Origin of the sequence: Chryseomicrobium aureum, from assembly GCF_043182735.1 — a bacterium.
In the GTDB taxonomy this organism is placed as follows: Bacteria; Bacillota; Bacilli; order Bacillales_A; family Planococcaceae; genus Chryseomicrobium; species Chryseomicrobium aureum.
Window position 1 is genome coordinate 41,718 of record NZ_CP171117.1, and the last position, 21,943, is coordinate 63,660.

At 43.2% G+C, this 21,943-nt stretch carries 27 protein-coding genes and 1 riboswitch; of the genes, 13 read left to right on the forward strand and 14 right to left on the reverse strand.

The genetic code is table 11. The features are described from left to right. Positions 1–40 precede the first annotated feature (40 nt). From ACF3OH_RS00240 to ACF3OH_RS00250, 3 genes are read left to right on the forward strand one after another with little or no spacing between them, the layout of a single operon-like run. On the forward strand, positions 41–163 hold the full coding sequence (locus ACF3OH_RS00240; RefSeq protein ID WP_204590083.1) for a cytochrome C oxidase subunit II: 123 nt from the start codon (positions 41–43) through the stop codon (positions 161–163). 18 nt (positions 164–181) lie between these two features. Beyond that, positions 182–655, forward strand: coding sequence for a cytochrome c oxidase subunit II (locus ACF3OH_RS00245; protein ID WP_204589987.1), 474 nt, complete (start codon positions 182–184; stop codon positions 653–655). After that, positions 655–2,307, forward strand: coding sequence for a b(o/a)3-type cytochrome-c oxidase subunit 1 (locus ACF3OH_RS00250; protein WP_392455267.1), 1,653 nt, complete (start codon positions 655–657; stop codon positions 2,305–2,307). Before ACF3OH_RS00245 ends, ACF3OH_RS00250 begins: the two co-directional genes overlap by 1 nt. 148 nt (positions 2,308–2,455) lie before the next feature. Here the strand turns inward: ACF3OH_RS00250 and ACF3OH_RS00255 are convergent, their stop codons facing one another. From ACF3OH_RS00255 to ACF3OH_RS00290, 8 genes are all read right to left on the reverse strand, one after another. Further along, positions 2,456–2,821, reverse strand: a complete 366-nt coding sequence (locus tag ACF3OH_RS00255) for a PH domain-containing protein (RefSeq protein WP_204589989.1) — start codon at positions 2,819–2,821, stop codon at positions 2,456–2,458. 79 nt (positions 2,822–2,900) lie between these two features. Continuing rightward, the gene (locus ACF3OH_RS00260) at positions 2,901–3,311 is read right to left on the reverse strand and encodes a DUF86 domain-containing protein (protein WP_392455269.1); all 411 of its coding nucleotides are present in this window, start codon (positions 3,309–3,311) and stop codon (positions 2,901–2,903) included. After that, positions 3,304–3,714 (reverse strand): nucleotidyltransferase domain-containing protein, encoded by a 411-nt coding sequence (locus ACF3OH_RS00265; RefSeq protein WP_204589991.1) that lies wholly within the window; start codon positions 3,712–3,714, stop codon positions 3,304–3,306. The genes ACF3OH_RS00260 and ACF3OH_RS00265 overlap by 8 nt, the downstream gene beginning before the upstream one ends. 87 nt (positions 3,715–3,801) lie before the next feature. Continuing rightward, the gene (locus tag ACF3OH_RS00270) at positions 3,802–5,247 is read right to left on the reverse strand and encodes a DEAD/DEAH box helicase (RefSeq protein ID WP_392455270.1); all 1,446 of its coding nucleotides are present in this window, start codon (positions 5,245–5,247) and stop codon (positions 3,802–3,804) included. A gap of 161 nt (positions 5,248–5,408) precedes the next feature. Then, entirely contained in the window at positions 5,409–5,837 is a 429-nt protein-coding gene (locus ACF3OH_RS00275) for a DUF4275 family protein (RefSeq protein ID WP_392455272.1), read from the reverse strand. Positions 5,838–5,856: 19 nt separating this feature from the next. Further along, complete coding sequence (locus ACF3OH_RS00280; protein WP_204589994.1) at positions 5,857–6,369, reverse strand: GNAT family N-acetyltransferase; 513 nt, start codon at positions 6,367–6,369, stop codon at positions 5,857–5,859. Between the two features lie 142 nt (positions 6,370–6,511). Next, positions 6,512–6,712, reverse strand: a complete 201-nt coding sequence (locus ACF3OH_RS00285; protein ID WP_204589995.1) for a cold-shock protein — start codon at positions 6,710–6,712, stop codon at positions 6,512–6,514. Between the two features lie 225 nt (positions 6,713–6,937). Continuing rightward, positions 6,938–8,263: an alkaline phosphatase gene (locus tag ACF3OH_RS00290; protein WP_392455274.1), complete on the reverse strand. Its 1,326-nt coding sequence runs from the start codon at positions 8,261–8,263 to the stop codon at positions 6,938–6,940. 305 nt (positions 8,264–8,568) lie between these two features. On the opposite strand from ACF3OH_RS00290, the gene ACF3OH_RS00295 reads away from it, so the two are divergent. The 4 genes from ACF3OH_RS00295 to ACF3OH_RS00310 all read left to right on the forward strand — a co-directional run bounded on the left by ACF3OH_RS00295 (position 8,569) and on the right by ACF3OH_RS00310 (position 12,060). After that, positions 8,569–9,054: a peptide-methionine (S)-S-oxide reductase gene (locus ACF3OH_RS00295; RefSeq protein ID WP_342527257.1), complete on the forward strand. Its 486-nt coding sequence runs from the start codon at positions 8,569–8,571 to the stop codon at positions 9,052–9,054. Between the two features lie 261 nt (positions 9,055–9,315). Next, positions 9,316–9,418, forward strand: a riboswitch (SAM riboswitch). Positions 9,419–9,510: 92 nt separating this feature from the next. Next, on the forward strand, positions 9,511–10,536 hold the full coding sequence (locus ACF3OH_RS00300) for a methionine ABC transporter ATP-binding protein (protein WP_392455276.1): 1,026 nt from the start codon (positions 9,511–9,513) through the stop codon (positions 10,534–10,536). Further along, a complete protein-coding gene (locus ACF3OH_RS00305; RefSeq protein ID WP_204590001.1) occupies positions 10,526–11,188 on the forward strand; it encodes a methionine ABC transporter permease in 663 nt (220 codons plus the stop codon). The genes ACF3OH_RS00300 and ACF3OH_RS00305 overlap by 11 nt, the downstream gene beginning before the upstream one ends. Before the next feature lie 11 nt (positions 11,189–11,199). Then, positions 11,200–12,060: a MetQ/NlpA family ABC transporter substrate-binding protein gene (locus ACF3OH_RS00310; RefSeq protein ID WP_204590002.1), complete on the forward strand. Its 861-nt coding sequence runs from the start codon at positions 11,200–11,202 to the stop codon at positions 12,058–12,060. Positions 12,061–12,148: 88 nt separating this feature from the next. On the opposite strand, the gene ACF3OH_RS00315 is transcribed toward ACF3OH_RS00310, so the two are convergent. Both ACF3OH_RS00315 and ACF3OH_RS00320 read right to left on the reverse strand, forming a co-directional pair. After that, positions 12,149–12,406 carry a hypothetical protein gene (locus ACF3OH_RS00315; RefSeq protein WP_392455277.1) on the reverse strand — a complete coding sequence of 86 codons (258 nt, stop codon included), beginning with the start codon at positions 12,404–12,406 and terminating at the stop codon, positions 12,149–12,151. After that, entirely contained in the window at positions 12,396–12,596 is a 201-nt protein-coding gene (locus ACF3OH_RS00320) for a helix-turn-helix transcriptional regulator (protein WP_392455279.1), read from the reverse strand. Before ACF3OH_RS00320 ends, ACF3OH_RS00315 begins: the two co-directional genes overlap by 11 nt. 131 nt (positions 12,597–12,727) lie before the next feature. Here ACF3OH_RS00320 and ACF3OH_RS00325 point away from each other — a divergent pair, with 131 nt between their 5' ends. The 3 genes from ACF3OH_RS00325 to ACF3OH_RS00335 are packed head-to-tail and all read left to right on the forward strand — an operon-like array spanning position 12,728 to position 14,311. After that, positions 12,728–13,141 carry a hypothetical protein gene (locus tag ACF3OH_RS00325; protein WP_392455281.1) on the forward strand — a complete coding sequence of 138 codons (414 nt, stop codon included), beginning with the start codon at positions 12,728–12,730 and terminating at the stop codon, positions 13,139–13,141. Between the two features lie 31 nt (positions 13,142–13,172). Next, complete coding sequence (locus ACF3OH_RS00330) at positions 13,173–13,736, forward strand: DUF4256 domain-containing protein (protein ID WP_392455282.1); 564 nt, start codon at positions 13,173–13,175, stop codon at positions 13,734–13,736. 17 nt (positions 13,737–13,753) lie between these two features. Then, the gene (locus ACF3OH_RS00335; protein ID WP_392455283.1) at positions 13,754–14,311 is read left to right on the forward strand and encodes a hypothetical protein; all 558 of its coding nucleotides are present in this window, start codon (positions 13,754–13,756) and stop codon (positions 14,309–14,311) included. Positions 14,312–14,358: 47 nt separating this feature from the next. Here the strand turns inward: ACF3OH_RS00335 and ACF3OH_RS00340 are convergent, their stop codons facing one another. The 4 genes from ACF3OH_RS00340 to ACF3OH_RS00355 form a co-directional block, all read right to left on the reverse strand. Beyond that, positions 14,359–15,999, reverse strand: coding sequence for a thiamine pyrophosphate-binding protein (locus ACF3OH_RS00340; protein ID WP_392455284.1), 1,641 nt, complete (start codon positions 15,997–15,999; stop codon positions 14,359–14,361). Between the two features lie 15 nt (positions 16,000–16,014). Then, positions 16,015–18,786: an EAL domain-containing protein gene (locus tag ACF3OH_RS00345; protein ID WP_392455286.1), complete on the reverse strand. Its 2,772-nt coding sequence runs from the start codon at positions 18,784–18,786 to the stop codon at positions 16,015–16,017. A gap of 343 nt (positions 18,787–19,129) precedes the next feature. Next, a complete protein-coding gene (locus tag ACF3OH_RS00350) occupies positions 19,130–19,756 on the reverse strand; it encodes a transposase (RefSeq protein ID WP_392455287.1) in 627 nt (208 codons plus the stop codon). A gap of 121 nt (positions 19,757–19,877) precedes the next feature. Then, positions 19,878–20,318: a MarR family winged helix-turn-helix transcriptional regulator gene (locus ACF3OH_RS00355; RefSeq protein WP_392455289.1), complete on the reverse strand. Its 441-nt coding sequence runs from the start codon at positions 20,316–20,318 to the stop codon at positions 19,878–19,880. Positions 20,319–20,421: 103 nt separating this feature from the next. Here ACF3OH_RS00355 and ACF3OH_RS00360 point away from each other — a divergent pair, with 103 nt between their 5' ends. From ACF3OH_RS00360 to ACF3OH_RS00370, 3 genes are all read left to right on the forward strand, one after another. Continuing rightward, complete coding sequence (locus ACF3OH_RS00360; protein ID WP_392455290.1) at positions 20,422–20,838, forward strand: Ohr family peroxiredoxin; 417 nt, start codon at positions 20,422–20,424, stop codon at positions 20,836–20,838. A 218-nt stretch (positions 20,839–21,056) separates the two neighbouring features. After that, a complete protein-coding gene (locus ACF3OH_RS00365) occupies positions 21,057–21,536 on the forward strand; it encodes a LytTR family DNA-binding domain-containing protein (RefSeq protein WP_392455292.1) in 480 nt (159 codons plus the stop codon). Next, the gene (locus tag ACF3OH_RS00370) at positions 21,526–21,939 is read left to right on the forward strand and encodes a DUF3021 domain-containing protein (protein WP_392455293.1); all 414 of its coding nucleotides are present in this window, start codon (positions 21,526–21,528) and stop codon (positions 21,937–21,939) included. The genes ACF3OH_RS00365 and ACF3OH_RS00370 overlap by 11 nt, the downstream gene beginning before the upstream one ends. Positions 21,940–21,943 lie beyond the last annotated feature (4 nt).

Consider the following 21,943-nt stretch of genomic DNA (forward strand, 5'->3'; position numbering starts at 1 on the left):
TTACGCTTAAGTCATAAACGAAGTAGGAGAGGTGAGTGTCGTGGCAAAGAAAAAACAACACGAAGAAGAGAACCTAAAAGGCACATTGATCAGCGTATTTTTTGTCGGCTTTGTTATCGTGGCGATGTGGGTCGCCGTTTATCTAATGTACTTGTCGCTCTAGACAGAAAGGAGAATGAACATGCATCTGCATAAGTATGAAAAAATCTGGTTAGTTTTTGGAATCACGTGTTTAGTAGTATTTTTAACAGTCGTGGGAGTCAGCGCATTTACAGATAACCACCACACCCCAGCTGGAGGAATCGAGCACATCGATCCGGAAAAGGTAAGAGAAACAGCACCATTTGATAATCCAGGCGTGACGCAACTGGATGACGACACGTATCAAGTGTCCATCATTGCTATGGCATTCGGATACGAAGGACCAGAACTGAAAGTCCCTGTTGGGAAAGAAATCGTCTTCAAAGTAACAAGCACAGACGTGGTGCACAGTTTCACGATCGATGACACGAAAGTCAATATGATGGTTGTACCTGGCCAAGTGACGACGAAATCGTACACGTTCGATAAGCCAGGGAAGTATTTAATCATCTGTAACGAATACTGTGGAGCTGGCCACCATTTCATGTTCACAGAAATTGAGGTGACAGAATAATGATCGCATCAGGAGAACGCAAACTGGCCCTTTGGAACGTCGGGGTCGCGTACGCTGCCTTTTTAATTGGAACACTTGCAGGTTTACTACAGGTCTTTATTCGAAACGATAAGCTCCAACTTCCGGCGTGGCTGGATTATTATCAAATTTTGACCGCACATGGAGTTTTACTCGCACTTATCTTTACGACATTTTTCATCTTTGCTTTCTTTATCACCGGCATGAGCAAGAGTCTTGGCGCATTCGGACCGAAAGTGTTGCTGTGGAACTGGATCGGTTTCCTGACAATGCTTGCTGGGACAGTGTTAGCAACCGTCATGATCATTAGCGGAAAAGCATCTGTTCTTTATACATTCTACGCACCAATGATGGCGAGTCCTTGGTATTACATCGGGTTGGCACTCTTTATTGTTGGGTCGCTCGTGATGGGCTTTGCACTTGTGGGTCATTATATTCGCTGGCGCAAGGAACATAAAGGTGAGTTAAGTCCTTTGTTTGCCTTCATGACCGTTTCTACAGTCATCTTATGGGCAATTGCGTGTCTAGGTGTTGTCGCGACGGTGTTGTTCCAATACATCCCGTGGGCATTCGGCTGGGTCGATACAATCAACGTTGAACTGAGCCGTACATTGTTCTGGTATTTTGGTCACCCGCTTGTGTACTTCTGGTTACTTCCAGCATATATGGCATGGTATGTGGTAGTTCCAAAGATTTTAGGCGTACCCGTATTTAGTGATTCACTTGCTCGTTTATCATTTGTGTTGTTCATCTTGTTCTCGATTCCAGTCGGTTTCCACCACCAGCTAATGGAGCCAGGAATCGAAAACTTCTGGAAGTTCTTCCAAGTCATTTTGACATTCATGGTCATCATCCCGTCATTGATGACGGCGTTCTCGATGTTCGCGAATTTTGAGCGAGCAGGCCGCAAGAATGGTGGGAAAGGGTTGTTCGGCTGGTTTACAAAACTGCCTTGGAACGACCTACGTTTCACCTCATTATTTATTGCGATGGCGTTCTTCATTCCTGGAGGCGCGGGCGGAATTATCAATGCAAGTTTCCAATTGAATGAAATCGTCCACAACACGCTTTGGGTTGTTGGCCACTTCCACATCACAGTCGGAACTCCGGTTGCGATGACATTCATGGGTATCACGTTTTGGATGGTTCCATATTTAACAGGGCGGAAGTTCACGAAGACGATGGAGAAGCTCGGCTTCATCCAAATCGGATTATGGACAGTTGGGATGCTGTTGATGAGTACAGCGCAGCACGTGTTAGGGCTTCTCGGAGCACCTCGTCGTACTGCGTATAGCGGGTACAATGATCACCCGGCAGCACTTGAGTGGTTTGAGGGGATTATATCCAATCACGTGACGATGGCGATTGGCGGAAGTATTTTGTTCTTGTCCGCGATGTTGCTTCTCTACATCGTGATCATGAGTGCATTCTTGTCACCAAAAGCTGAGGAAGCGCATGAGTTTGTGGAGTTCCCACTAGCAGAAAGTGATAAAGCGGCGACTCCCAAATTCTTAGAAAACTGGCTTCTGTGGATCGGCATTGCATTTGCGTTGATCATTATTGCGTATGCGATTCCAATTTTCCAGATGATCCAGCATGCACCACCAGGTTCCAAAGGCTTTATTACATGGTAAGGAGTGGAGGACAATGGTTTTAGGATTAATCGGTTTGTTCGTGGTGATTGTTTTGTCGACGGGGATTTTGGTTGAGGTTATGACAGAAGAAGAGTAAAAATAGAGCCAGTCGAGTCCCTTGTTTAGGACTTGACTGGCTTTTGTATTGTTAGAGAATCGCCTCAGCAATGATTTTATCGAGCTTGCGAACATCTACTTTTTTGTTGAGGTTTAGTTTGAAACGACCAGCTCTTGTCCAAAGTTCGAGCTCTGAGTTGATATCAAATGTGCCGCCGTTTTCAGACGAATACATGACGATGGATTTAAAAGGAATTGTGTAGATTTCAATCTTCTTTCCTGTTAGACCTTGGCGATCGGCGATAATCAATCGTTTATTGGTGACTACGGCAACATCTCGGATTGTCTTGTAAGCAGTCGTTGCTGTCTCCCCAGCAATTAAAATATCCTTGATAGAATCTGGTACTGGGACCTCTTCAGTGAAAGTCCATGTCATGAATTTGTTCAATTCGCTCATATTTCCACTCCTATTCGTATGCAATTAGTTTAAGTATATACATAGTTTCCAGAAATGGAAGGAAAGGTAGTCTCAAATATCACTTTGCTTCATGTTGTAAGATGATTTTCGTGAATTTCTTAAAATCATCAATATGTTTGGTAAGGATAGATTCGAGTATTTCGATTTCTAAGGCCTGATAATCGTGGACAGCAATATTACGAAAACCAACCATATTCATCAAAGTTTTTGCTAAAGCTTCATCAATGATTTTAGCTTCATGTAACAACTTGAAGCCATCTCGACTAGACTTTGGTACTCCAAGTTTATTTTCACTGATAATGTGCATGGCCATGTCTATGCTTGCTTCACATGCACGCTGAATATTTAAGACAATACTATCTTGTTTAGTAAAATCTTTAAGATTAGTTGGATTGCCTTCGTAAACCTCATGAATTCTATTAATGCATCGTTCAATAGTTGCCGACTTATTCACTAGTACATCATTCATATCCAAAGACACTTCCTCGCTCTTTAATTGATTCAATAACAGGAGCACGCTGTTCATTTAAAGCTAGATACATACTATAGGCGCGCATACGCTGAATATAAAATTGATCGTGATTATTAATAAAAATAGGAAGACCTTGAGAGAAGATTTGCATAGTAAATACAGTATCTAGATTTCTAATATCGACCAAATCAACTTCTCTACCAGTGGCTTCTGCTAGCTCGCTAGCCAACAGAAATCGATCATAGGCTGAGATTCTTTGTTGACTAAAAAAAGCGATATCTAAATCACTGCTTTCTCTTTGCATTTCTTTCGCAAATGAGCCAAAAAGAATTATAAAATCAACATCAATTTTTTTTAGAATAACTTCAATGATTTGATTTTGTATCGTTGGAGTTAGCATTAGATCCACCACCTTTAAACTAGTATAGCTTGAAATATGCGATAACGCACAGAAAAATCCCCATCACAGATGTGAAGGGGATAGAGATTATTTTAGGGCTTTGCTGACTTTCAGTTTCTTACCTTTGACTGGAGTTGTCTCCATTGCTTGTAGCACAAGAGACCCTTTTCCGTTCAGGATGTCCACATACGACATTTGATCTTGGATTGTAATGATGCCGATATCTTCTGCAGTGACACCCGGGATATTGGCGATTGTACCGACTAAATCGATAGCACGGATTTTTTTCTTTTTCCCGCCGCTAAAGTGAAGCTTCATGATGTCTTGGTTGATACGGGCAGTCTTATTGTTACGGACGACACGGCGACTTGCTAGCTTCTCGTCGAAATCGTAGCGAGCACGTTTCACTTCCTGTTCTTCCGGAGCTTCTGCTTTAGGAAGTTCGAAGCCGATGTAGCGCTCAATGGCACGAACGAATTTATTTTCATAAGGAGTAGCGAACATAATCGCAGTTCCAGCAGCACCAGCACGACCTGTTCGGCCCGTACGGTGAACGTAACTTTCTTTTTCCATTGGAACATCATAGTTGATGACTAGGTTGACGTTATCGATATCGATTCCACGTGCAGCCACGTCTGTAGCTACAAGGTAGCGGAAGTTTCCAAGTTTGAAGCCTTCCATTACAGCGAATCGGTCTTCTTGCACAATCCCGCCATGAAGTTTCTCGACTGGGTAACCAGCTTCTTCAAGTTCACTGTATACCGTATCAACATTTTCTTTCGTACGGCAGAAAATCAAGCAGCTGTTTGGATTTTCAACAACCGTGATGTCTTTAAGAAGCGCGATTTTGTCTTCTTCTTTTACTTCAATTAACGAGTGCTCGATTGTATCAGCAGTGACACCAGTCGATTCAATCTCGATGTACGTTGGGTCTTGCATATATGCATGGCAAAGGCTTTCGATGTCTTGTGGAAGCGTTGCAGAGAAGACCATTGTGACGCGGTCAGAAGGCACTTGCTTGATGATGGCTTCGACTTCATCAATGAAACCACGGTTTAGCATCTCGTCTGCTTCATCAATGATCAAGTACTTCACCATCTCAAGGTCTAGCGTTCCGCGGTCGATGTGGTCCATCACACGGCCAGGTGTACCCACAACTACGTGTGTCTTTTGTTTCAGCTCATCTCGCTGTTTCGAGAATGGCTCTTTTCCGTAAAGTGCAACGGCCTTCACGCGCTTGAAACGACCGATATTTGTAATATCTTCACGCACTTGAACAGCAAGTTCACGCGTTGGTGTCAAAATCAACGCCTGTGGCTTTTTCTCTTCCCAGATGATCTGGTCCGCTACAGGGATCCCGAATGCAGCTGTTTTTCCGCTTCCTGTCTGAGATTTCACTACAAGGTCCAGGTTTTCAAATGCAAGAGGAAGTACTTTTTGTTGTACTTCAGTCGGTGTGTCATATTTCAAAATCGTCAAGGCGCGGCGGATATCATCACTAATCGGTAAATCTGTAAAGCGTGTGGTTGTCATTCAAATACCTCATTTTCTAGTTTTTCGTCATATATCTTCACAATCTGTTCCGTACATATGTCAATAGTTCTCATTATACGTGAAAACCGCGCACTTTATCCGGTTTTCTTTGAAACGTAACAGAGAAGATATATAGGAAATGAGAAACCATCGAATTCTGTTCACACTTTAGCAAAATACGGCCCACACGTCTCGGTTTCATGCGTGATCACAAACGTCCATGTGAAATCCGCGTCTACCAGGTAAATGTCTTCTTCATTCTGCAGCATGTTCATATCTATACGAAAAGAATCTTCTATCAAAAAAGCATCATTCGAATATTGATAAAACACAAAACAGCGCTTTTTACGCAAGGCATGAAATGCACTGATTGCCTCGCTTCTAGAAAGATGTTCGCGTGTTTGATAGCTGAACACATGCCATAAATAACCTGAGTAGTCCCCAACACCCTTCAGATAGATTCTTTTCTTTTCAACTGTTGTTAAATGACTAGCAAAAGCTTCTTCCCACCTCGCGTGGAGATATGCACTCCAGCCAGTAAGGACACGAGTTCGTGGGTCGATTTTCGATAATTGAGTGTGTAGGTTCATGTGTAAACTCCCTAGTGTTTCAGCCTTCCACCGGGGTCTCCGGTCCTTCGAGATCCAGTTGATAAAACGCAAGATCAAGCCAGCGCTCGAACTTGTAACCGGCGTTGCGTAAAGTTCCAGAGTGCGTGAAGCCAAGACTTTGATGAAGCAAGATGCTTTTCTCATTCGCTGCATCGATTCCGGCAACTAAAGTTTTATACTCACCATTTTTGGCAAGTTGAATGATTTCCTGAAGCAATGTACGTCCGATTCCACGTTTTTGATAGTCGTTGCTGACATACACCGAATGTTCTATCGAATATTTATAGGCAGGCCACGCGCGGAAGGGACCAAATGTCGCAAATCCAGCTACATGTCCGTCGACTTCAAAGACAATCACAGGATAGCCATCTTTCATCTTTTGATCAAACCAAATCGTGCGGTCTTCTAAAGTTTGAGCGTGGTACGAATAAACAGCGGTCGTGTTGACAATAGCGTCATTGTAGATAGCTAAGATTTCTTTTAAATCATCAGAGGTGGCTGGTCGGATCATCGGGTTCTTCCTTTCAGGGTGGGAGTAAAGTCAAACTAGAATAGTCCTAGTTTAGCAGAAAACTATCAAAAGAGAAGAGGTTTTTTGTGAATCGAAACACAAAAAAGGCACCCCAGATGGGATGCCTTTTCGTATCATAAAATTAAAGTTTTACGATGTTTGTAGCTTGAGGTCCGCGTTGACCTTCTTCGATGTTGAATTCAACTTTTTGACCTTCGTCTAAAGATTTGAATCCTTCACCTTGGATTGCTGAGAAGTGAGCGAATACGTCTGCTCCGCCTTCAACTTCGATGAATCCGAAACCTTTTTCTGCGTTAAACCATTTTACTGTACCTTGTGTCATATAAATGACCTCCATTATAAATTATTAATAAGATCATTTTTCTGCAATAAAAAAATTCACGTATTACAAAAAGTACGGAAATAATACACAGATACTTTTTGTAATAGGTGAATTAAATGTGTTGTACTTCATGAACTTATTAAACCTAGTATACAACACAAAATCTGGTTTGTCTACTAAAACAAAAACAACCCCACAAAAGTGAGGCTGCTCTAGGTACGAAACTTAATTGCCGAACTTTATTTTCATTGCTTTCGCCATATGTTTTGGAATATCTGTGTTGTCCAAAAGACCTGTGAACAAGTCAGATTGAGGGCCATATGCGTAGATTGGAAGATCCGTCCCGGTGTGTGCACCTGTTGTCCAGCCGATCAACGCGCGGTCGCTGACAACTGTGTTGATAGCACGTGCAGGATTTTCGGCAGAAGCAATGGCTTCAATTTCTTCAGCGGTTAAATCAAACCCTGTGTGCGCTTCTACGACTTCCTCCACATTGTTACGCGTTTCATTTAACTGCGCAGCCATAAAGTCACCAGTAGCTGTAACGTCATGAAGTACTTCCGTTTTTACATCGTACACACTGTTGGAACCGACGGACATGCCACCTGTGTCATGATCCCCTGCAACGACGACAAGTGTATTGCCATCTTTTTTCGCAAATTCAAGAGCAGCAGCAACAGCTTCATCGAATGCTTGGGAGTCTGTCATCGCCCAAGCTGCATCATGTGCATGACCCGCCCAGTCAATTTGTGAGCCTTCTATCATTAAGAAGAAACCGTCTTTGTCTTTTTTCAATGCTTGGATTGCGACATCCGTCATCTCGGCCAGACTTGGCTGATCCGTTTCACCGCGCTCCAGTTCAGGAGCCATTGCGTCGTCTGCAAATAAACCGAGTAGTTTTCCACTCTTCGCTTTTAGTAACTCTTCACGAGAGGTCACATACTCATAGCCATCATTCTGAGCAGTTTCCACTAAGTTTCCGGCAGGTTGTTTACCACCTTCTTCTAGTGAAACGAAGTAGTCACGGCCTCCTCCGAGGAGCACGTCCACATCGTTCTCAAAATATTGCGGGGCAATCGACGATTCATCACCGCGTGATGCGACACTTGCGCCAAACACAGCTGGCGTCGCGTGTGTGATTGTAGAAGTGGCAACTAGCCCTGTAGATTTCTTCGCAGCTTCTGCCGCATCTAAGATAGAGTCGACTTCTTTGCCATCGGGTGTCACACCGACCATCCCGTTATTCGTTTTTACACCTGTTGCCATCGCCGTCCCAGCAGCAGCTGAGTCCGTCACTTCTGTATCTGCTGAGTAGGTTTTGATTAGACCTTTTACATATGGATCAAAAGAAGAGTCTTCGCCTTTGAACCAACGGTAGTTCGTTGCATAGGCGGCACTGTAGCCGTCTGGAATCATATAAATTACATTTTTGACTTTCCCATTATGAGCGTTATCATTCCGTGCTTCTGCGTAATCCATTGTCACATTGACACTGATCCCGGATACGACAAGTCCTCCCACCAAAGCGGCTGTTACAAGCTGTTTTTTCATACACATTTCCTCCTTTTGTTTGGTACACGGCAACGATATCAACTGAATGTAAAGGAAATGTGACGTCAATGTAAAAGCTTACGTAACACAGGGAAAATCGGTTTTTAGTCAAAGGAAACCTGAAAACTATTTAATTTTTAGTAGCTATATAGACCGTTCCGTTTGCAGTCATTTTGACGGATGAATTCATAAACTATCTGACTTTACATCATCTACTAAAGAATTTTAGGGTGTTATGAGATAATAGAAATAACTAACTAATGATTTAATCTCTATTCTAATTGAAGTACAAGGGGAGATTTTGCATGCAGACGATTTATTTAGCAGGGGGATGCCTATGGGGCGTGCAGGCATTTGTGAAGACGTTGCCAGGGATTGTCTCGACTGAAGCAGGAAGAGCAAATGGAACTTCTCAAACGTTAGACGGGGAATATGACGGATATGCGGAATGTGTAAAAACGACTTTTCATCCAGATGTGGTATCTGTCGACGAGTTGATGGGCTATCTTTTTGAAATCATCGATCCATACAGTATCAACAAACAAGGAGAAGACGTCGGGGAGAAGTATCGAACTGGGGTGTATAGTATAGACCCAAAACATGTAGAGCAGGCCAAGGCGTTCATCAAGAAACGTGAAGATGAGGACCGAATTGCTGTAGAAGTTCTGCCGCTTACCAATTATGTACGAAGTGCAGAAGAACACCAAGACCGTCTTGCTCGCTGTCCGGATGATTACTGCCACATTCCACAGCAGTTGCTGACAAAATACAAATCGAACGTGCTTACATGAGACGAGCCTCCTTTCTGTACTAGAAAGGAAGCTGATTTTTATTAGATAGCTTGTTCACATCTAGGAAATCAAAATAATGCTTTTTAAAGAATTTTCAATAAAACTAATAAAAAACTATCCGCGTCGTACCAACAAAGCAACCGCTTACATAGTCAGACTACTAAAAAAATTAGTAAAATTACTATTGACGACAAAACTTTGATGCTTTAGACTGTGAAACAGTTAGCAAGACGAACTAAATTCAAAACTACATACCAGCAATTCTTATCACGAGAGACGGAGGGACAGGCCCTGTGAAGTCTCGGCAAAGCGCGCATGCGTCAGTGCCAAATCCTGCAAGTGTCCACCACTTGAGAGATAAGACTGAGAGGCTTTTTCATGGCTTTCATTTCTTATGTTCTTAAGAGATGAAGGTCTTTTTTTATGCACTCTAGCAAGAAAGTAGGGAAGTCCACCATGATTACATTCCAAAACGTATCCAAAACATTCAAAGTCGGGAAGCGTGATGTGCACGCCGTCCAAAACGTCACGCTCGACGTCAAAAAAGGCGACATATTCGGCATCATCGGGTTTAGTGGAGCTGGTAAGAGCACGCTCCTTCGCCTCGTGAACCTTCTAGAGAAGCCGACGAGTGGCGTCATCAAAATCAATGATACCGACATCACATCTCTAAAAGCCAAACAACTTCGCTTGCAACGTCGACGAATCGGGATGATCTTTCAGAACTTTAACTTGTTCACATCCCGCACTGTTGCAGGGAATGTTGCCTATCCGTTGAAACTTGAAGGCACGCCAAAAGCGGAAATCACAAGACGCACAAAAGAGTTACTTGAATTCGTTGGCCTATCTGATAAAGCAGATAACTATCCTGAGCAACTCTCGGGGGGGCAAAAGCAACGCGTTGGGATTGCGCGAGCTCTTGCAACGAACCCGGAAATCCTAATTTGCGACGAAGCAACGTCCGCACTTGATCCGGAAACGACAGAGGACATCTTGAAACTTTTGAAGCGCGTCAATCAAGAATTCGGCATCACAGTGCTCTTGATTACACACGAGATGAACGTCATTTCAACCATTTGCAACCGAGTGGCGATTATGGAAAACGGACACGTCATCGAGCACGGGGAAGTCTTCGATGTCTTCACAAACCCGTCCCATCCGACGACAAAACGGTTTATCCAGTCGGTCAATAAAGACCTTCCTTCTCAAGAATTGCTAAAAGAATGGCGAGCAGCGGGAGATGAGCACATCTACCAAGTAACGTTTACCGGAAGTGCGACGAGTCAGCCGCTTCTTTCAAAAATCTCACAGCAACACAATGTCCACTTTAACGTTGTGTACGGCGCTGTTCGAGAGATCCAAAATCAGTTGCTAGGAAACCTAGTCGTTTCCTTCAAAGGAGAGACGACCGCGATTCAAAACGTGATCCGTGAACTAGCAGACGTTGTCGACATCAAGGAGGTGATCATCCATGAAAGTTGAGTGGAGTACATTTTATCAGCGCATCATAGAAGCAACTGGCGAGACGATCACGATGGTCATCCTGACTCTGATTCTCGGTTCGATTTTAGGCGTATTGGTGGGACTCGCTTTATTCGTCTCTCGCCAAGGCAATATCTTAGAAAATCGCTTGTTATACGGCCTTCTCAACTTACTGATCAATGTGATTCGGCCGATTCCATTTATCGTGTTCCTCGTATTCTTGATGCCAGTGACACGCCTCGTAATGGGGACGACAATTGGTGTGGGAGCTGCTGTGTTCCCGATGGCCATCATGGCAACATTCAGTGTCGCGCGTATCGTTGAACAGAACTTACTGAGTATCGACCCGGGTGTCATTGAAGCAGCGAAAGCGATGGGGGCGAGCCCGTTCCAAATCGTCTTTACCGTTTTGATTCCGGAAGCGCTTGGACCACTGATTCTTGGTCTCACGTTTGTGACAGTCAGCTTGATCGATTTCTCGGCAGTGGCCGGATATGTCGGTGGTGGTGGTCTCGGGCACATCGCGATTACATACGGCTACCAACGTTTTGATACGAGCGTCATGGTCGTGACGGTGATTATCTTGATTCTTCTGGTGCAACTCGCCCAGTGGCTTGGCAATACATTATCCAAAAAAATTATGAGACGATAGGAGATTAAAAAATGAAACGACTAAAACTTGCAGCACTTGCTGCCACAGCTGCTCTAACACTTGCAGCTTGTAACTCAGCCGATGGGTCAGAAGAGACAATCAAAATTGGGGTGAACGGTGCGGATAGCCCGCAATGGCCGGTCATCGTAGAACTTGCAAAAGAGGAAGGCATTGATTTAGAAGTAGTAGAATTCACAGATTACATCATGCCGAACAAAGCACTTGCAGCAGGGGACATTGATTTGAACGCGTTCCAGACGATCTCGTTCTTCTCAAACTTTGTGGCGGAATCTGGGGAAGACTTGGCACCTGTTGGTACAACGGTATTTGCGCCACTTGGTGTGTATTCAGATAAAATCGAGTCACTAGATGAATTGCAAAAAGGTGATCAAGTCGCCATTCCAAATGATGCATCAACACTTCCACGCGCACTGAACCTTCTGCAAGAAGCAGGTGTGATTGAACTAGCTGACGATTTTGGGATCACTGGAGACTTAGACAAAATCACATCAAACCCGTTAGAGCTTGAATTTGTCGCTATGGAACCCCAACAGACAGCACGTGTTCTTCCGGACGTTGCCATTGCCTTAATCAACAATGGTGTGGCCGTACAAGCAGGTCTTATTCCAGCTGAAGACGCTGTTGTGTATGAAGATACAGAATCCGAGTCCATCGAGCCGTACATCAATATCATCGCATCTCGTGCAGATGAAGCAGACAACGAAAACTACTTAAAGATTGTTGAATTGTATCAACATCCTGAAGTAGAAGAAGCGATCAACAAAGAGTTCAAAGGTAGCATGTTCATCATCCGCAAGACGGCGGAAGAGACGCAAGCGATGTTTGACAAAATGAATACCTATTTCCAATAAGGGCACCCACCCACTGCAGCTTTGACCCCCTTAGCTGTGGTGGGTTTTTTCTTAAACTTTAGAAATGTTTCGTAGCTTATTTGGTTAATCAATCGAGCGCTTGTCGATTCTTTGAATAGGACCTGCGAAGGGATATAAAGTGAATCCCGAAATACATAAGTAAAAGGATGCTGAAGAAGCCGCCGATTTCTAACCATCCTGCACCGTTTGAAGGCAATCCGCTAATTAGAGAGTAAACTACGAAGTAGAGAACGCCAAACCCTATTGTCTGAATGGTGATTTTCTTAAGTTGTTGTTTGTAATCGTCTTTAGGTAAAACTAGAGTTAACCATGAATTATTGATCATCTACCTCCCAAAATAATTCATCAAGCGTTTTCCCCAATTCTTTGGCCAGTGCAATGCATAACTGAAGACTTGGATTGTAGGCTCCTTTTTCAATCAAACTAATCGTCTGTCGCGTAATGCCTGTCTTTTTGGCAAGATCCGTTTGTGTGATGTTGGCAGAAAGACGAGCAAGCTTTACATTGTTTTTCATAGAATCTCCTTACTCAATGTAACATATATATTCCATTTGTAATTTATATGTTACATTCTAATCGAGTAGATGTCAATCCTCATTGACAACTTATTACCAAGTAATTCGTATAGATACAAGAGGTGATTAGGATGAACGAGTTAATTAATCAAACAGATGAGCAAATTGAACAGACACGCGCGATTTACAAAAGCTTGCCGAGCGCACTGACGTCCTGTGACTGTCTATATTGCCAAAATTATATCGCGTGTATTCCATCCTTTCCGGAGTGGATTCAAAAGCTTACTGATCACTACGGATTAGACCTAACAAAGGCTGCAGAAATCATGGCGCTGGATTCAAAGAACGACCTGCGTCAATTTTTCGCAATTTATCACGTGATTGGCTCAGCCTCTCCCGTGAAGTATGAGCAGCAAGATGCAACGGTTTTCATTGAAACAGAGGAGTTCGATTTTGTGCCCGACATATTTCCAGAACCGATTGTTCAAGTCATGATTGAACTATGGCTTCCGTGGGTAGTTGAACCGCTCGACGAACAAGGGTAAAGTGAAAGAAATAGGTGGGAGGCGAAAGGAAATGGTAAACCACGAACTAACGCAGGACCAACAACGTGAACTTTTGGCAGCATTAAAGGCTCGTTTTGAGAAGAACCGGGGACGACACAAAGGAGTCATTGAATGGGAGGACGTTGAGAAAAAATTAAACGCAAATTCAAAGGCACTCTGGTCACTTTCAGAAATGGAAGCGACCGGCGGCGAGCCGGACGTTGTGCGATTTGACGCTGTCAAAGAGCAGTATCATTTTTATGATTGCGCAAAAGAAAGTCCGAAAGAGCGACGTAGCGTATGTTTTGATCAAGTGGCTCGCGAAGGGCGCAAGAAGTTCCCTCCAGAGACGTCAGCACTTGAGATGGCAGAACTCATGGGCGTTGAGCTTTTGACAGAAGAAGAATATCGCTATTTGCAGACGCTTGGAGAATTTGATTTGAAGACATCAAGCTGGATTGCAACACCATCTGAGATTCGTGAACGTGGAGGCGCTTTGTTCGGGGATCGCCGCTACAACACAGTATTTGCTTACCACAATGGGGCCGATTCGTACTACGCTTCGCGAGGGTGGCGTGGTGTACTAAAAGTTTAGTGAGAAGGAGACCACAAATGAAAAAAGCACAAAAAATGGACCAATTACTTGGGGAGCAAGAACTAAGTGTAGAGGCCGTGTTTCAAGTCGTACACGAAGTATTTGGCTTTGATTTAGACAAAGTGCCTCTAGTGCATTCAACAAATCATTCTTCACGAGAAGTTGTAGCAGAAAAGCTTATTCAACAAGATGCTAAGCCTACAGGGCAACAAATCAGAGCGTTTATTAATGAACTGTTTAGTGTGAATCTGGAGGCACTCTCTGCACTTGAAGGAGCCGGACTGTCCTTATATGCGAAAGGTCGTTGGGTGATTGAGGAACCAACAGATTGCTTTGTTATTTATTCAGAAATTGGTGACCAGATTACGCGTGTGTTCACAACAACTTATTACGCCCATACTACTGGTACTTCTTCAGCTCCTATTGCACTTCAAGAGGCACTCCAAAGTATGGGCTACACAGCGGACACAACAGCAAGTAGCTTCTATTTTGAAAGTGATACAGCTGTTCCAGATGCTTTCAAAGGGCAGACAATCGGAGCAGTGCTCCAAAACATGCCGAAAGTACATAGCTAAACATAAAATCCCTGACTCAGCGAAGAGTCAGGGATTTTTACATAAATTTATTTACCGAAAGAAGACAAGAACTTCACGCGGTCGCCCATGGGTGGTGTGCTATTGTCTTGTAAAAAGACTTCAAGCACTGCAGGCCCTCCGTGATTCAACAGTTCATTCACTTTTTCAGGTGTAAAGTCGGTCATCTCCGTCACGCGGTGATTTGGAATGCCCATGGCAGCTGCCATTGCACTGATATTCACAGGCTCTTGTTCAAATGACGTATGCGTACGTTTGAACTGCAGGTTGTGGCCGTGATAGACCATACCAAGGCGTGCATTGTTCATGATGACAAACAGAATTGGCAAGTTGTGTTCTTTTGCCGTCAGCAATTCCATTCCATGCATGAAGAAGCAACCGTCACCTGTGATGCAGACGACAGGACGTTCTGGTTCTGCAAGCTTTGAGCCGATTGCCGAGCCGATTCCGCTTCCCATCGCACCAAAGTGAACATTAATTTCATACGTATACGACTCTTTTACTTGATGGTGATTGATCATATAAGACATGAATTCGCCGATATCGATTGTGTAGCGTGTCGATGCAGGGAGTGCTTCTTGAAGAGCAATCAACACGTTCTTTGTCGTGTAGTCGTCTCCTCCTGTTGATGGGGCTTGCTTGTTCACAGATAAACTAGTTGTACTATCTTGTTTCTTCGCTTTTACAGCTTCCACAAGAGCAGGAACACTTAATGTGATATCCCCGAGCAAAGCTTCGTCGACTTCATACTTACGATTGAAAACCGACGCATCAAAATCAAGTTGGACAGTGAAACGGTCTGCAGTAATGGATGCATTGTAATTGTTCGTCGCGGTCTCACCAAGGCTTGACCCGATGATCAGGGCGACATTGCGTGCATTTCCTGAAGCAACTAGCTCAGAAGCCGCTTCATGTCCTGCAAAACCGTACACACCAACCAGAAGTGGGTGATCTGTTGGAATATAGCCTTTTGCTTGAGGAGTCGTCACGATTGGCCAACCCAGTGTTTCCGCAAGCTCAATTACAGAATCAACAGCCCCACGGATTCCTTGTCCAGCCAAGATATAGCCAGTATCACGTGCAATCAATTCATCTGCCACGCGAGCTAAAGTCTCTGCCTCTGGTGTAATCAAGCTGCGTTTTGCAGGAGCAGGAAGTGTCGCGTCTGGGACTTGCTGGTGCTGCACATCGATTGGAAGTGCTACGTGTACAGGACCAGGTACACCAGAAAGTGCGATTTCTACAGCTTTTGTGATTTCAGCCACGACATCTTTCACGTCGTTTACAGCTACACTATATTTTGTGACAGGTTGGAAGATAGGAGCAGCATCCAATTCCTGCGAAGCATTTAAACCGATTGTACTGACGGGAACTGCGCCTGTTAAAAACACAACAGGAAGGTGTTCACGCATCGCATTCGCCGCACCTGTCACGAGGTTTGTTCCACCTGGACCACTACATGCAATGGCGACACTTAAATGATTCGTATACTTTGCGTAAGCGGCAGCCATGTACCCGGCAGCGCCTTCGTGTTTTGTGACGACTGGCGTGATGTCATCCATTTGTGTCAACTCATCAAAGAAGGCATTGACCGAACCGGCCGGAATTCCAAAGATGTGGTTAACCCCATTTTGTTTCAAATACTCTAATACGAGACGTGCTGCTTTCATCATCGATCTCCTCACTTATACGTATTTGTTCGTTAAAGTCTCTGCATCGAGCGGACGACTAAAATAATATCCCTGCATCAAAACGCAGTCTTGTTCAAGTAGATAGTCCGCTTGCTCTTTCGTTTCTACACCTTCTGCGATAACTTCCAAGTTCAAGTTCTTGGCAAGTGTAATGATCGTATTCGTAATGGCGGCATCATCGACTAACATCTGGTCGACAAAGGATTTATCGATCTTTAACTTCGAAATTGGCAAGTTGCGCAAATACCCAAGAGATGAATAACCGGTTCCGAAGTCATCAATCGCTATCTTGATGCCATACTCTTTCAGTTGTTTCATTGTTTCGAGCGTTAATTCGGTATTTTTCACAATCAGGTTTTCTGTCAGTTCAAGCTCGAGAAAACTTGGATCAAGACCGGTCTCGTTCAAAATCTTCTTAATACTGCCAAATAGATCCGTTTGCTCAAATTGGTGAACTGATAAGTTTACTGATAAACGTGGTAATGCAAAGCCTTCATCATGCCATTTTTTTAATTGCTGACATGCACGGCGAAGGACCCAATCCCCAATCTGTACAATCAAACCAGTTTCTTCTGCAAGCGGGATAAAGCGGTCTGGTGGAATCAAACCATACTCTGGATGTTTCCAGCGTAATAAGGCTTCTACACCAACGATTTCATTATTGCGGTAGTCGATTTGTGGCTGGTAATGAATAAACAGTTCTTCTTTTTCGATGGCACGGTATAAATCATTTTCGAGCTTGATTGATTCATACGAACGAATATCCATCTCTTCACTAAAGAAATGGAAGCTTGTACCCGGCCGCTCTTTGGATTTGTACATCGCCGTATCCGCATTTTTAATCAGAATTTCTGCCGTATCCCCGTTTTCTGGGAATAAGGCAATGCCGATACTCGTCTTAATATGCATCTCGTGTTCGTTGAGTTTAAATGAATCGACGAATACGGCATCAATGCACTTAATAACTTTTAAAATGTCACTGTCCTCTTTAACTAGCGGTAAGAAAATCGTGAATTCATCGCCACCTTGACGCGAGACCGTGGCTCCTTCTGGCACACAAGTCATTAGACGCTGTGCTACTTCTTTTAACAGCAAGTCACCATAACTGTGACCAAGCGAGTCATTGACTAGTTTGAAACGGTCGAGGTCTAAAAAAAGAACCGCTGCTTTTTCTCCGTTTTTCTTTGCATACTTCAAGCCCTGCGTCAGGCGATCCATCAACAAGACACGGTTTGGTAGGTCAGTGAGACTATCAAAATACGCATAGTATTTGATTTTCTCCTCAAGCTGTTTACGCTGTGTGATGTCTTTGAATGTGACAACTTCACCGACCACTTTGTCATTCTCTTTGATAAGTGACGTTACATACTCAACAGGGAATCGAGAACAATCTTTTCTATAAAATTCTTGGTACTCTTCAAAGTACGTATCTGGATACGCAGACGCGTTATCTGATCGATCCATCGCTTGCCCATTTGTAATAAGCTTCACAGGTTTGCCAATCAATTCACTTTCAGATGTGTACCCAAGCATGGCTGCACCAGCAGGGTTACAGAATGTGATATTCCGGTATAAATCTAAACCAAAGATTCCCTCTCCAGCTGAGTTCAAAATCAATTCTTTTTCCCGGCTCAAATGTTTCAGTTCTGAAACGACTTCTTCAAGCTCTTTGTTTTTCTCAAGCACTTCAGACGTACGTTCTTCAATCAAGATCTCTTGCTTCTCCATATAAAGTAAGTGAGACAAGGCGGAAGCTGTCGTATCGATAATGGATTGAGCCAGTTGCAGTTGCGTCTCATTGTATGGTGGGACATTATCTTCTAGTGTGACAACTGAGATTTGCCCTAACACCTCTCCCATTGTAATGAGAGGGAACATGACAAGGCCGCGGATTCCAAAATTTCTACAGACATCATGGTTGGGTCGATCATCAATCGAGACATCGGGAATGTAGATGTACGCTTTCTTTTCAATGACTTCTTGCATTAGAACGTCATTACTGTCATCGACATCCAATTCATTATGGGTTTCAAGCCATTTTTCTTCGGTCCAGTCACTTTCTTTACTAAGTTTAGCTGGTTTGATTCGTTTTTTAGCTATTGGGTCGAATAGATGAACGCCGATGTTTGGATTGTTTAAGACTTTTTGAATATAGAAGAAGCAGCTATCAAAACATTCTTGAAGGGTGGTATACATCGATAAGTCTTTCGAGACGTCAAGAAGCAACTGCTTTTCGTTCAGTAGCATCTCTTTACGCGCCAAATTTGATGCATTTTGGATAGCTACAGCCGCCATGTTGACGTAGGCTTCTACCGCTTGGATTTCATCCTCTGTCAGATTCATTGGAATACCATAGTCAAATAGGAAGACGAGCCCAAATAGTTCACCTTCAAATGAGATAGGGAGGGCGAGCAAAGACTTGATTTGGAAAGCTTCTACAGCTCGTGGGTCCGGTCGGTTGTCGCGCGAGGTGTCTGGAATATAAATTGTTTTTTTCGTTTCAATCACTTCTTTTGCCAACAGGTCATAGTCTGTATCGATGACGTGCATATCCAAAGTCCGGCCATTGATGACTTCCGGTTTCCCGACGTATCCTCGGAATGTGCCGTCTGGTTGGGGCATGTAGATACCGACTGAATCGCAGCGCATAATTTCTTCAGAGATGGCGAGTGTGACTTGTTCCATGACTTCACGCAAGTCGAGCTTCATGTTGATCATTTTCGTGATGTTGGCGAGACGAGAATACCTCGAGTGGTCTTGTGACATGTTACGAACCTCCTAACAGTTTCAGAATGAGTCTATGAGAGTGGCAACGATATGTATCATCTCTTTTATAGTAACAGGTAAAGTCGAAATTATTATACTATTATCAGAAAAAAATATGGTTATTTTGATACAAGAACACCACTTTCCGGTTTAAGGTCTAAATGACTATCCATAGACCTATAAAATAAAAAATATTTCGTAAAACGTAGAGCTAGGGACTTTCTTACTAGAGGGATTACTATGACTATGCGAATAGGGAAATATAGAAGCTCCTATAAAAAAGTTCCCAGGGAAGACTTCATATCTTATAAAAAAGTTCCCAGGGAAGACTTCATATCTTAAGTTAACTCTTGTTTTGAAATCTTCTCTGGGAAGAATAAGAAAGCGTACTATTTCTCGTCATGCGTCTTTTAATTTGCTTAGGTCGGTTGATGAAGAATTGATAGCTTTGAAAGTTGGGTGGTAAATAGCTCGGTAAATGCTTGTATAGGCTATCCACTTCCAAAAATGAAGGGGGAAATAAATCTTCATTGTAGTAATAGGGATAGGAACTGAACAGGTAGTGTTCTAAAGACGTAACCATAGGAACCTTTGTATGAATAGGGTTGCAATGAATATATACACTGGTATTCAAAATGGCTTGTGAAGTAAGTAAGGGAGCGGAAAAATAGCGATCATCGTAAATGGTTCCTTTATGGAGGTAGCGTCTCTTATAGGACATGCTATAGCGATGGTTAATTGAGGCGATAATTTTTGAGAGCGGTGTTTCATTGGGGCGAATTAAGAGGTGATAATGATTGGACATAATGCAGTAACTGATGAGCGTGTACTTATACTTTTGATGGACTTCTTGAAGAATTTTAAGGAAACAGTGCTTGTCTTGTAGAGTTTGAAAGATGGGGAGCTGGTGGTGGCCGTGAATGGTCACATGGTAAAAAGCATTGGGATGCAGCTTTCTTTTAGGGGGCATACTATTCCTCTTTTCTTATGGATTTATAGGATATTTTACCATAGAAAGAAGTTCCCAGGGAAGATTTCATATATTAAGTTAACTCTTGTTTTGAAATCTTCCCTGGGAAGAATAATAAAGATTAACATGTCGCGTCACTTAACCCAAACTTCATAGAAAGGTCAGTAAGCATTTTTTGATAAGCAGAGTACTGTTGTTCCGTGAGACCGAGAACCTCAGCAAGTTTTGCTGGAATATCCGCTGCATCATGTTGTAACGCGCGTCCAGTAGGTGTCAGTTGAATAACGAGTTGGCGTTCGTCGTGGGGGTTCCGTGCTTTTTCGATGTAACCTTGTGAAATAAGTTTATTGACTAGCGGTGTAAGGGTACCTGAATCAAGATGGAGCCGTTCACCAATTTTTTTTAAAGATAGTTGATCGGTCTCCCACAGTACGAGCATCACAAGATATTGAGGATAGGTTAGCTGCAAAGGTTCGAGTAACGGCCGGTAGCGCTTGGTGATTTCTTTGGATACCGCATAAAACGGGAAGCAGAGTTGATTCGAAAGATGAAGAGCATCCATAAACCATTCCTCCTTATGCATATTAGTTGCAAGTGTTATTTAGTTGTGTAAAATTAAATTGTGTACAACTTAATTATACCAAAAAATTAGAGGAGGAACCACTATGCAAAAACTATTTACATCAACTGCTACAGCTGTCGGAGGACGCCAAGGCCGCGTTGCTTCAGAGAGCGGAACATATGACTTGAACTTGGGAATGCCAATGCCAGGTGCCGACATGACAGGTAAGACAACACCTGAAGAATTGTTTGCAGGTGCATACTCAGCTTGTTTTGACTCTGCATTGAATATTGTAGCGATGCAAAAGAAAGCACAGATCTCAGGTTCTGAAATCACGTCGCACGTATCGTTAAATAAAGGCGATGCGGGGTATCAATTGTCAGTCGAAATGATAATCACTATCCAAGGGACGGATCAAGAAACAGCAGAAGTGTTGGTAGAAGAAGCACATAAAATCTGCCCATTCTCTAACGCAATCCGCAACAACGTCGATGTCGACTTTACAGTAAAAACAGCTTAATCTAATTTGATAAATGTAGACCCTTGGGGTTGTCTCACGCGCTAAGTAAACTTAGAAGTGACCCAACTTTAGGGGTCTTTTTTTTTATATACTTGAATAGAAAGTTACGTTTCACACACCAAACGGGTCATGTTATGCACGATTTAAAGCATGTTGGCCCTATCTTTGTCGCCCATTACATAAACTGACCTACACTAAGAACAAGAAAGGGAGGCCCAATGAAAATCAAAATTGACATTGATCCTCAACATGAGGACACACCTGTGATTACTATTCAAGCTAATGAGTGGACAGCTGAAGTCGAAGCGATCGTACGCCATTTGAAAGAGTTGGAGAAATCAGATTCTGCTCCCAAACGACTTGTTGCGACTGATGGCGAACGGTCCATTATTTTGCAGCCACAGGATATCGACTTCGTTTACTCAGCTAACCGTAAAGTGTTTGCCCAGACTGTAGAAGGAACACTCGAACTTAAGCTGAAACTTTATGAATTAGAGGAGTTTTTAGGGAACCATGGCTTTATTCGGTTCTCCAAATCCGTCATCGGAAACTTAGACTTGATTGATCGTTTCGAATTGTCCTTTAACGGCAATCTTTGTGTATTCTTCAAGTCTGGTAATAAAGAATATGTGACACGAAGCTACGTGCACCATCTACGTAACCAACTTGTCGAAGGAGGTGGAAGTCGTGATAAGTAAGTTGATGATTCGAATCTTTGGAGGGTTTGGGGTTGGTGGACTGCTGACACTGCTTGTGATCGTCTTTCTTTACGACAGCACAGATGAAGTTTCAACAAGACTGATTGCATTAAACCTCTTTGGAAGCATGCTGATTGGTGCTTACTTTAGCGTTTCTGCTCTTTTGTTTGAGATTGATGAATGGAGCATGTTGAAACAGACACTAGTTCATTACACTGCTTCCCTTATCATCTTGTTCCCCGTATTCACATGGCTGACAGGATGGATACCGCTACATCCGCAATCTCTTCTCATTGGGTGGTTATATTTCACAGGCACCTACATTCTGAACTGGTTCGGCTGGTACAGCTATTTCAAACAGCTAGAAAGACGCATGAATCAGTCTCTTCAAAAACGTAGATAGGGAG

What these genes read in the sequence shown, in the direction of transcription:
- ACF3OH_RS00280 (WP_204589994.1), bottom strand. Translation starts at nt 6,369, where the DNA reads ATGATCCGACCAGCCACCTCTGATGATTTAAAAGAAATCTTAGCTATC.
- ACF3OH_RS00245 (WP_204589987.1), top strand. Translation starts at nt 182, where the DNA reads ATGCATCTGCATAAGTATGAAAAAATCTGGTTAGTTTTTGGAATCACG.
- ACF3OH_RS00310 (WP_204590002.1), top strand. Translation starts at nt 11,200, where the DNA reads ATGAAACGACTAAAACTTGCAGCACTTGCTGCCACAGCTGCTCTAACA.
- ACF3OH_RS00365 (WP_392455292.1), top strand. Translation starts at nt 21,057, where the DNA reads ATGAAAATCAAAATTGACATTGATCCTCAACATGAGGACACACCTGTG.
- ACF3OH_RS00340 (WP_392455284.1), bottom strand. Translation starts at nt 15,999, where the DNA reads ATGAAAGCAGCACGTCTCGTATTAGAGTATTTGAAACAAAATGGGGTT.
- ACF3OH_RS00265 (WP_204589991.1), bottom strand. Translation starts at nt 3,714, where the DNA reads ATGCTAACTCCAACGATACAAAATCAAATCATTGAAGTTATTCTAAAA.
- ACF3OH_RS00290 (WP_392455274.1), bottom strand. Translation starts at nt 8,263, where the DNA reads ATGAAAAAACAGCTTGTAACAGCCGCTTTGGTGGGAGGACTTGTCGTA.
- ACF3OH_RS00330 (WP_392455282.1), top strand. Translation starts at nt 13,173, where the DNA reads ATGGTAAACCACGAACTAACGCAGGACCAACAACGTGAACTTTTGGCA.
- ACF3OH_RS00270 (WP_392455270.1), bottom strand. Translation starts at nt 5,247, where the DNA reads ATGACAACCACACGCTTTACAGATTTACCGATTAGTGATGATATCCGC.
- ACF3OH_RS00345 (WP_392455286.1), bottom strand. Translation starts at nt 18,786, where the DNA reads ATGTCACAAGACCACTCGAGGTATTCTCGTCTCGCCAACATCACGAAA.
- ACF3OH_RS00275 (WP_392455272.1), bottom strand. Translation starts at nt 5,837, where the DNA reads ATGAACCTACACACTCAATTATCGAAAATCGACCCACGAACTCGTGTC.
- ACF3OH_RS00255 (WP_204589989.1), bottom strand. Translation starts at nt 2,821, where the DNA reads ATGAGCGAATTGAACAAATTCATGACATGGACTTTCACTGAAGAGGTC.
- ACF3OH_RS00260 (WP_392455269.1), bottom strand. Translation starts at nt 3,311, where the DNA reads ATGAATGATGTACTAGTGAATAAGTCGGCAACTATTGAACGATGCATT.
- ACF3OH_RS00360 (WP_392455290.1), top strand. Translation starts at nt 20,422, where the DNA reads ATGCAAAAACTATTTACATCAACTGCTACAGCTGTCGGAGGACGCCAA.
- ACF3OH_RS00320 (WP_392455279.1), bottom strand. Translation starts at nt 12,596, where the DNA reads ATGAAAAACAATGTAAAGCTTGCTCGTCTTTCTGCCAACATCACACAA.
- ACF3OH_RS00285 (WP_204589995.1), bottom strand. Translation starts at nt 6,712, where the DNA reads ATGACACAAGGTACAGTAAAATGGTTTAACGCAGAAAAAGGTTTCGGA.
- ACF3OH_RS00315 (WP_392455277.1), bottom strand. Translation starts at nt 12,406, where the DNA reads ATGATCAATAATTCATGGTTAACTCTAGTTTTACCTAAAGACGATTAC.
- ACF3OH_RS00325 (WP_392455281.1), top strand. Translation starts at nt 12,728, where the DNA reads ATGAACGAGTTAATTAATCAAACAGATGAGCAAATTGAACAGACACGC.
- ACF3OH_RS00300 (WP_392455276.1), top strand. Translation starts at nt 9,511, where the DNA reads ATGATTACATTCCAAAACGTATCCAAAACATTCAAAGTCGGGAAGCGT.
- ACF3OH_RS00350 (WP_392455287.1), bottom strand. Translation starts at nt 19,756, where the DNA reads ATGCCCCCTAAAAGAAAGCTGCATCCCAATGCTTTTTACCATGTGACC.
- ACF3OH_RS00355 (WP_392455289.1), bottom strand. Translation starts at nt 20,318, where the DNA reads ATGGATGCTCTTCATCTTTCGAATCAACTCTGCTTCCCGTTTTATGCG.
- ACF3OH_RS00295 (WP_342527257.1), top strand. Translation starts at nt 8,569, where the DNA reads ATGCAGACGATTTATTTAGCAGGGGGATGCCTATGGGGCGTGCAGGCA.
- ACF3OH_RS00250 (WP_392455267.1), top strand. Translation starts at nt 655, where the DNA reads ATGATCGCATCAGGAGAACGCAAACTGGCCCTTTGGAACGTCGGGGTC.
- ACF3OH_RS00305 (WP_204590001.1), top strand. Translation starts at nt 10,526, where the DNA reads ATGAAAGTTGAGTGGAGTACATTTTATCAGCGCATCATAGAAGCAACT.
- ACF3OH_RS00335 (WP_392455283.1), top strand. Translation starts at nt 13,754, where the DNA reads ATGAAAAAAGCACAAAAAATGGACCAATTACTTGGGGAGCAAGAACTA.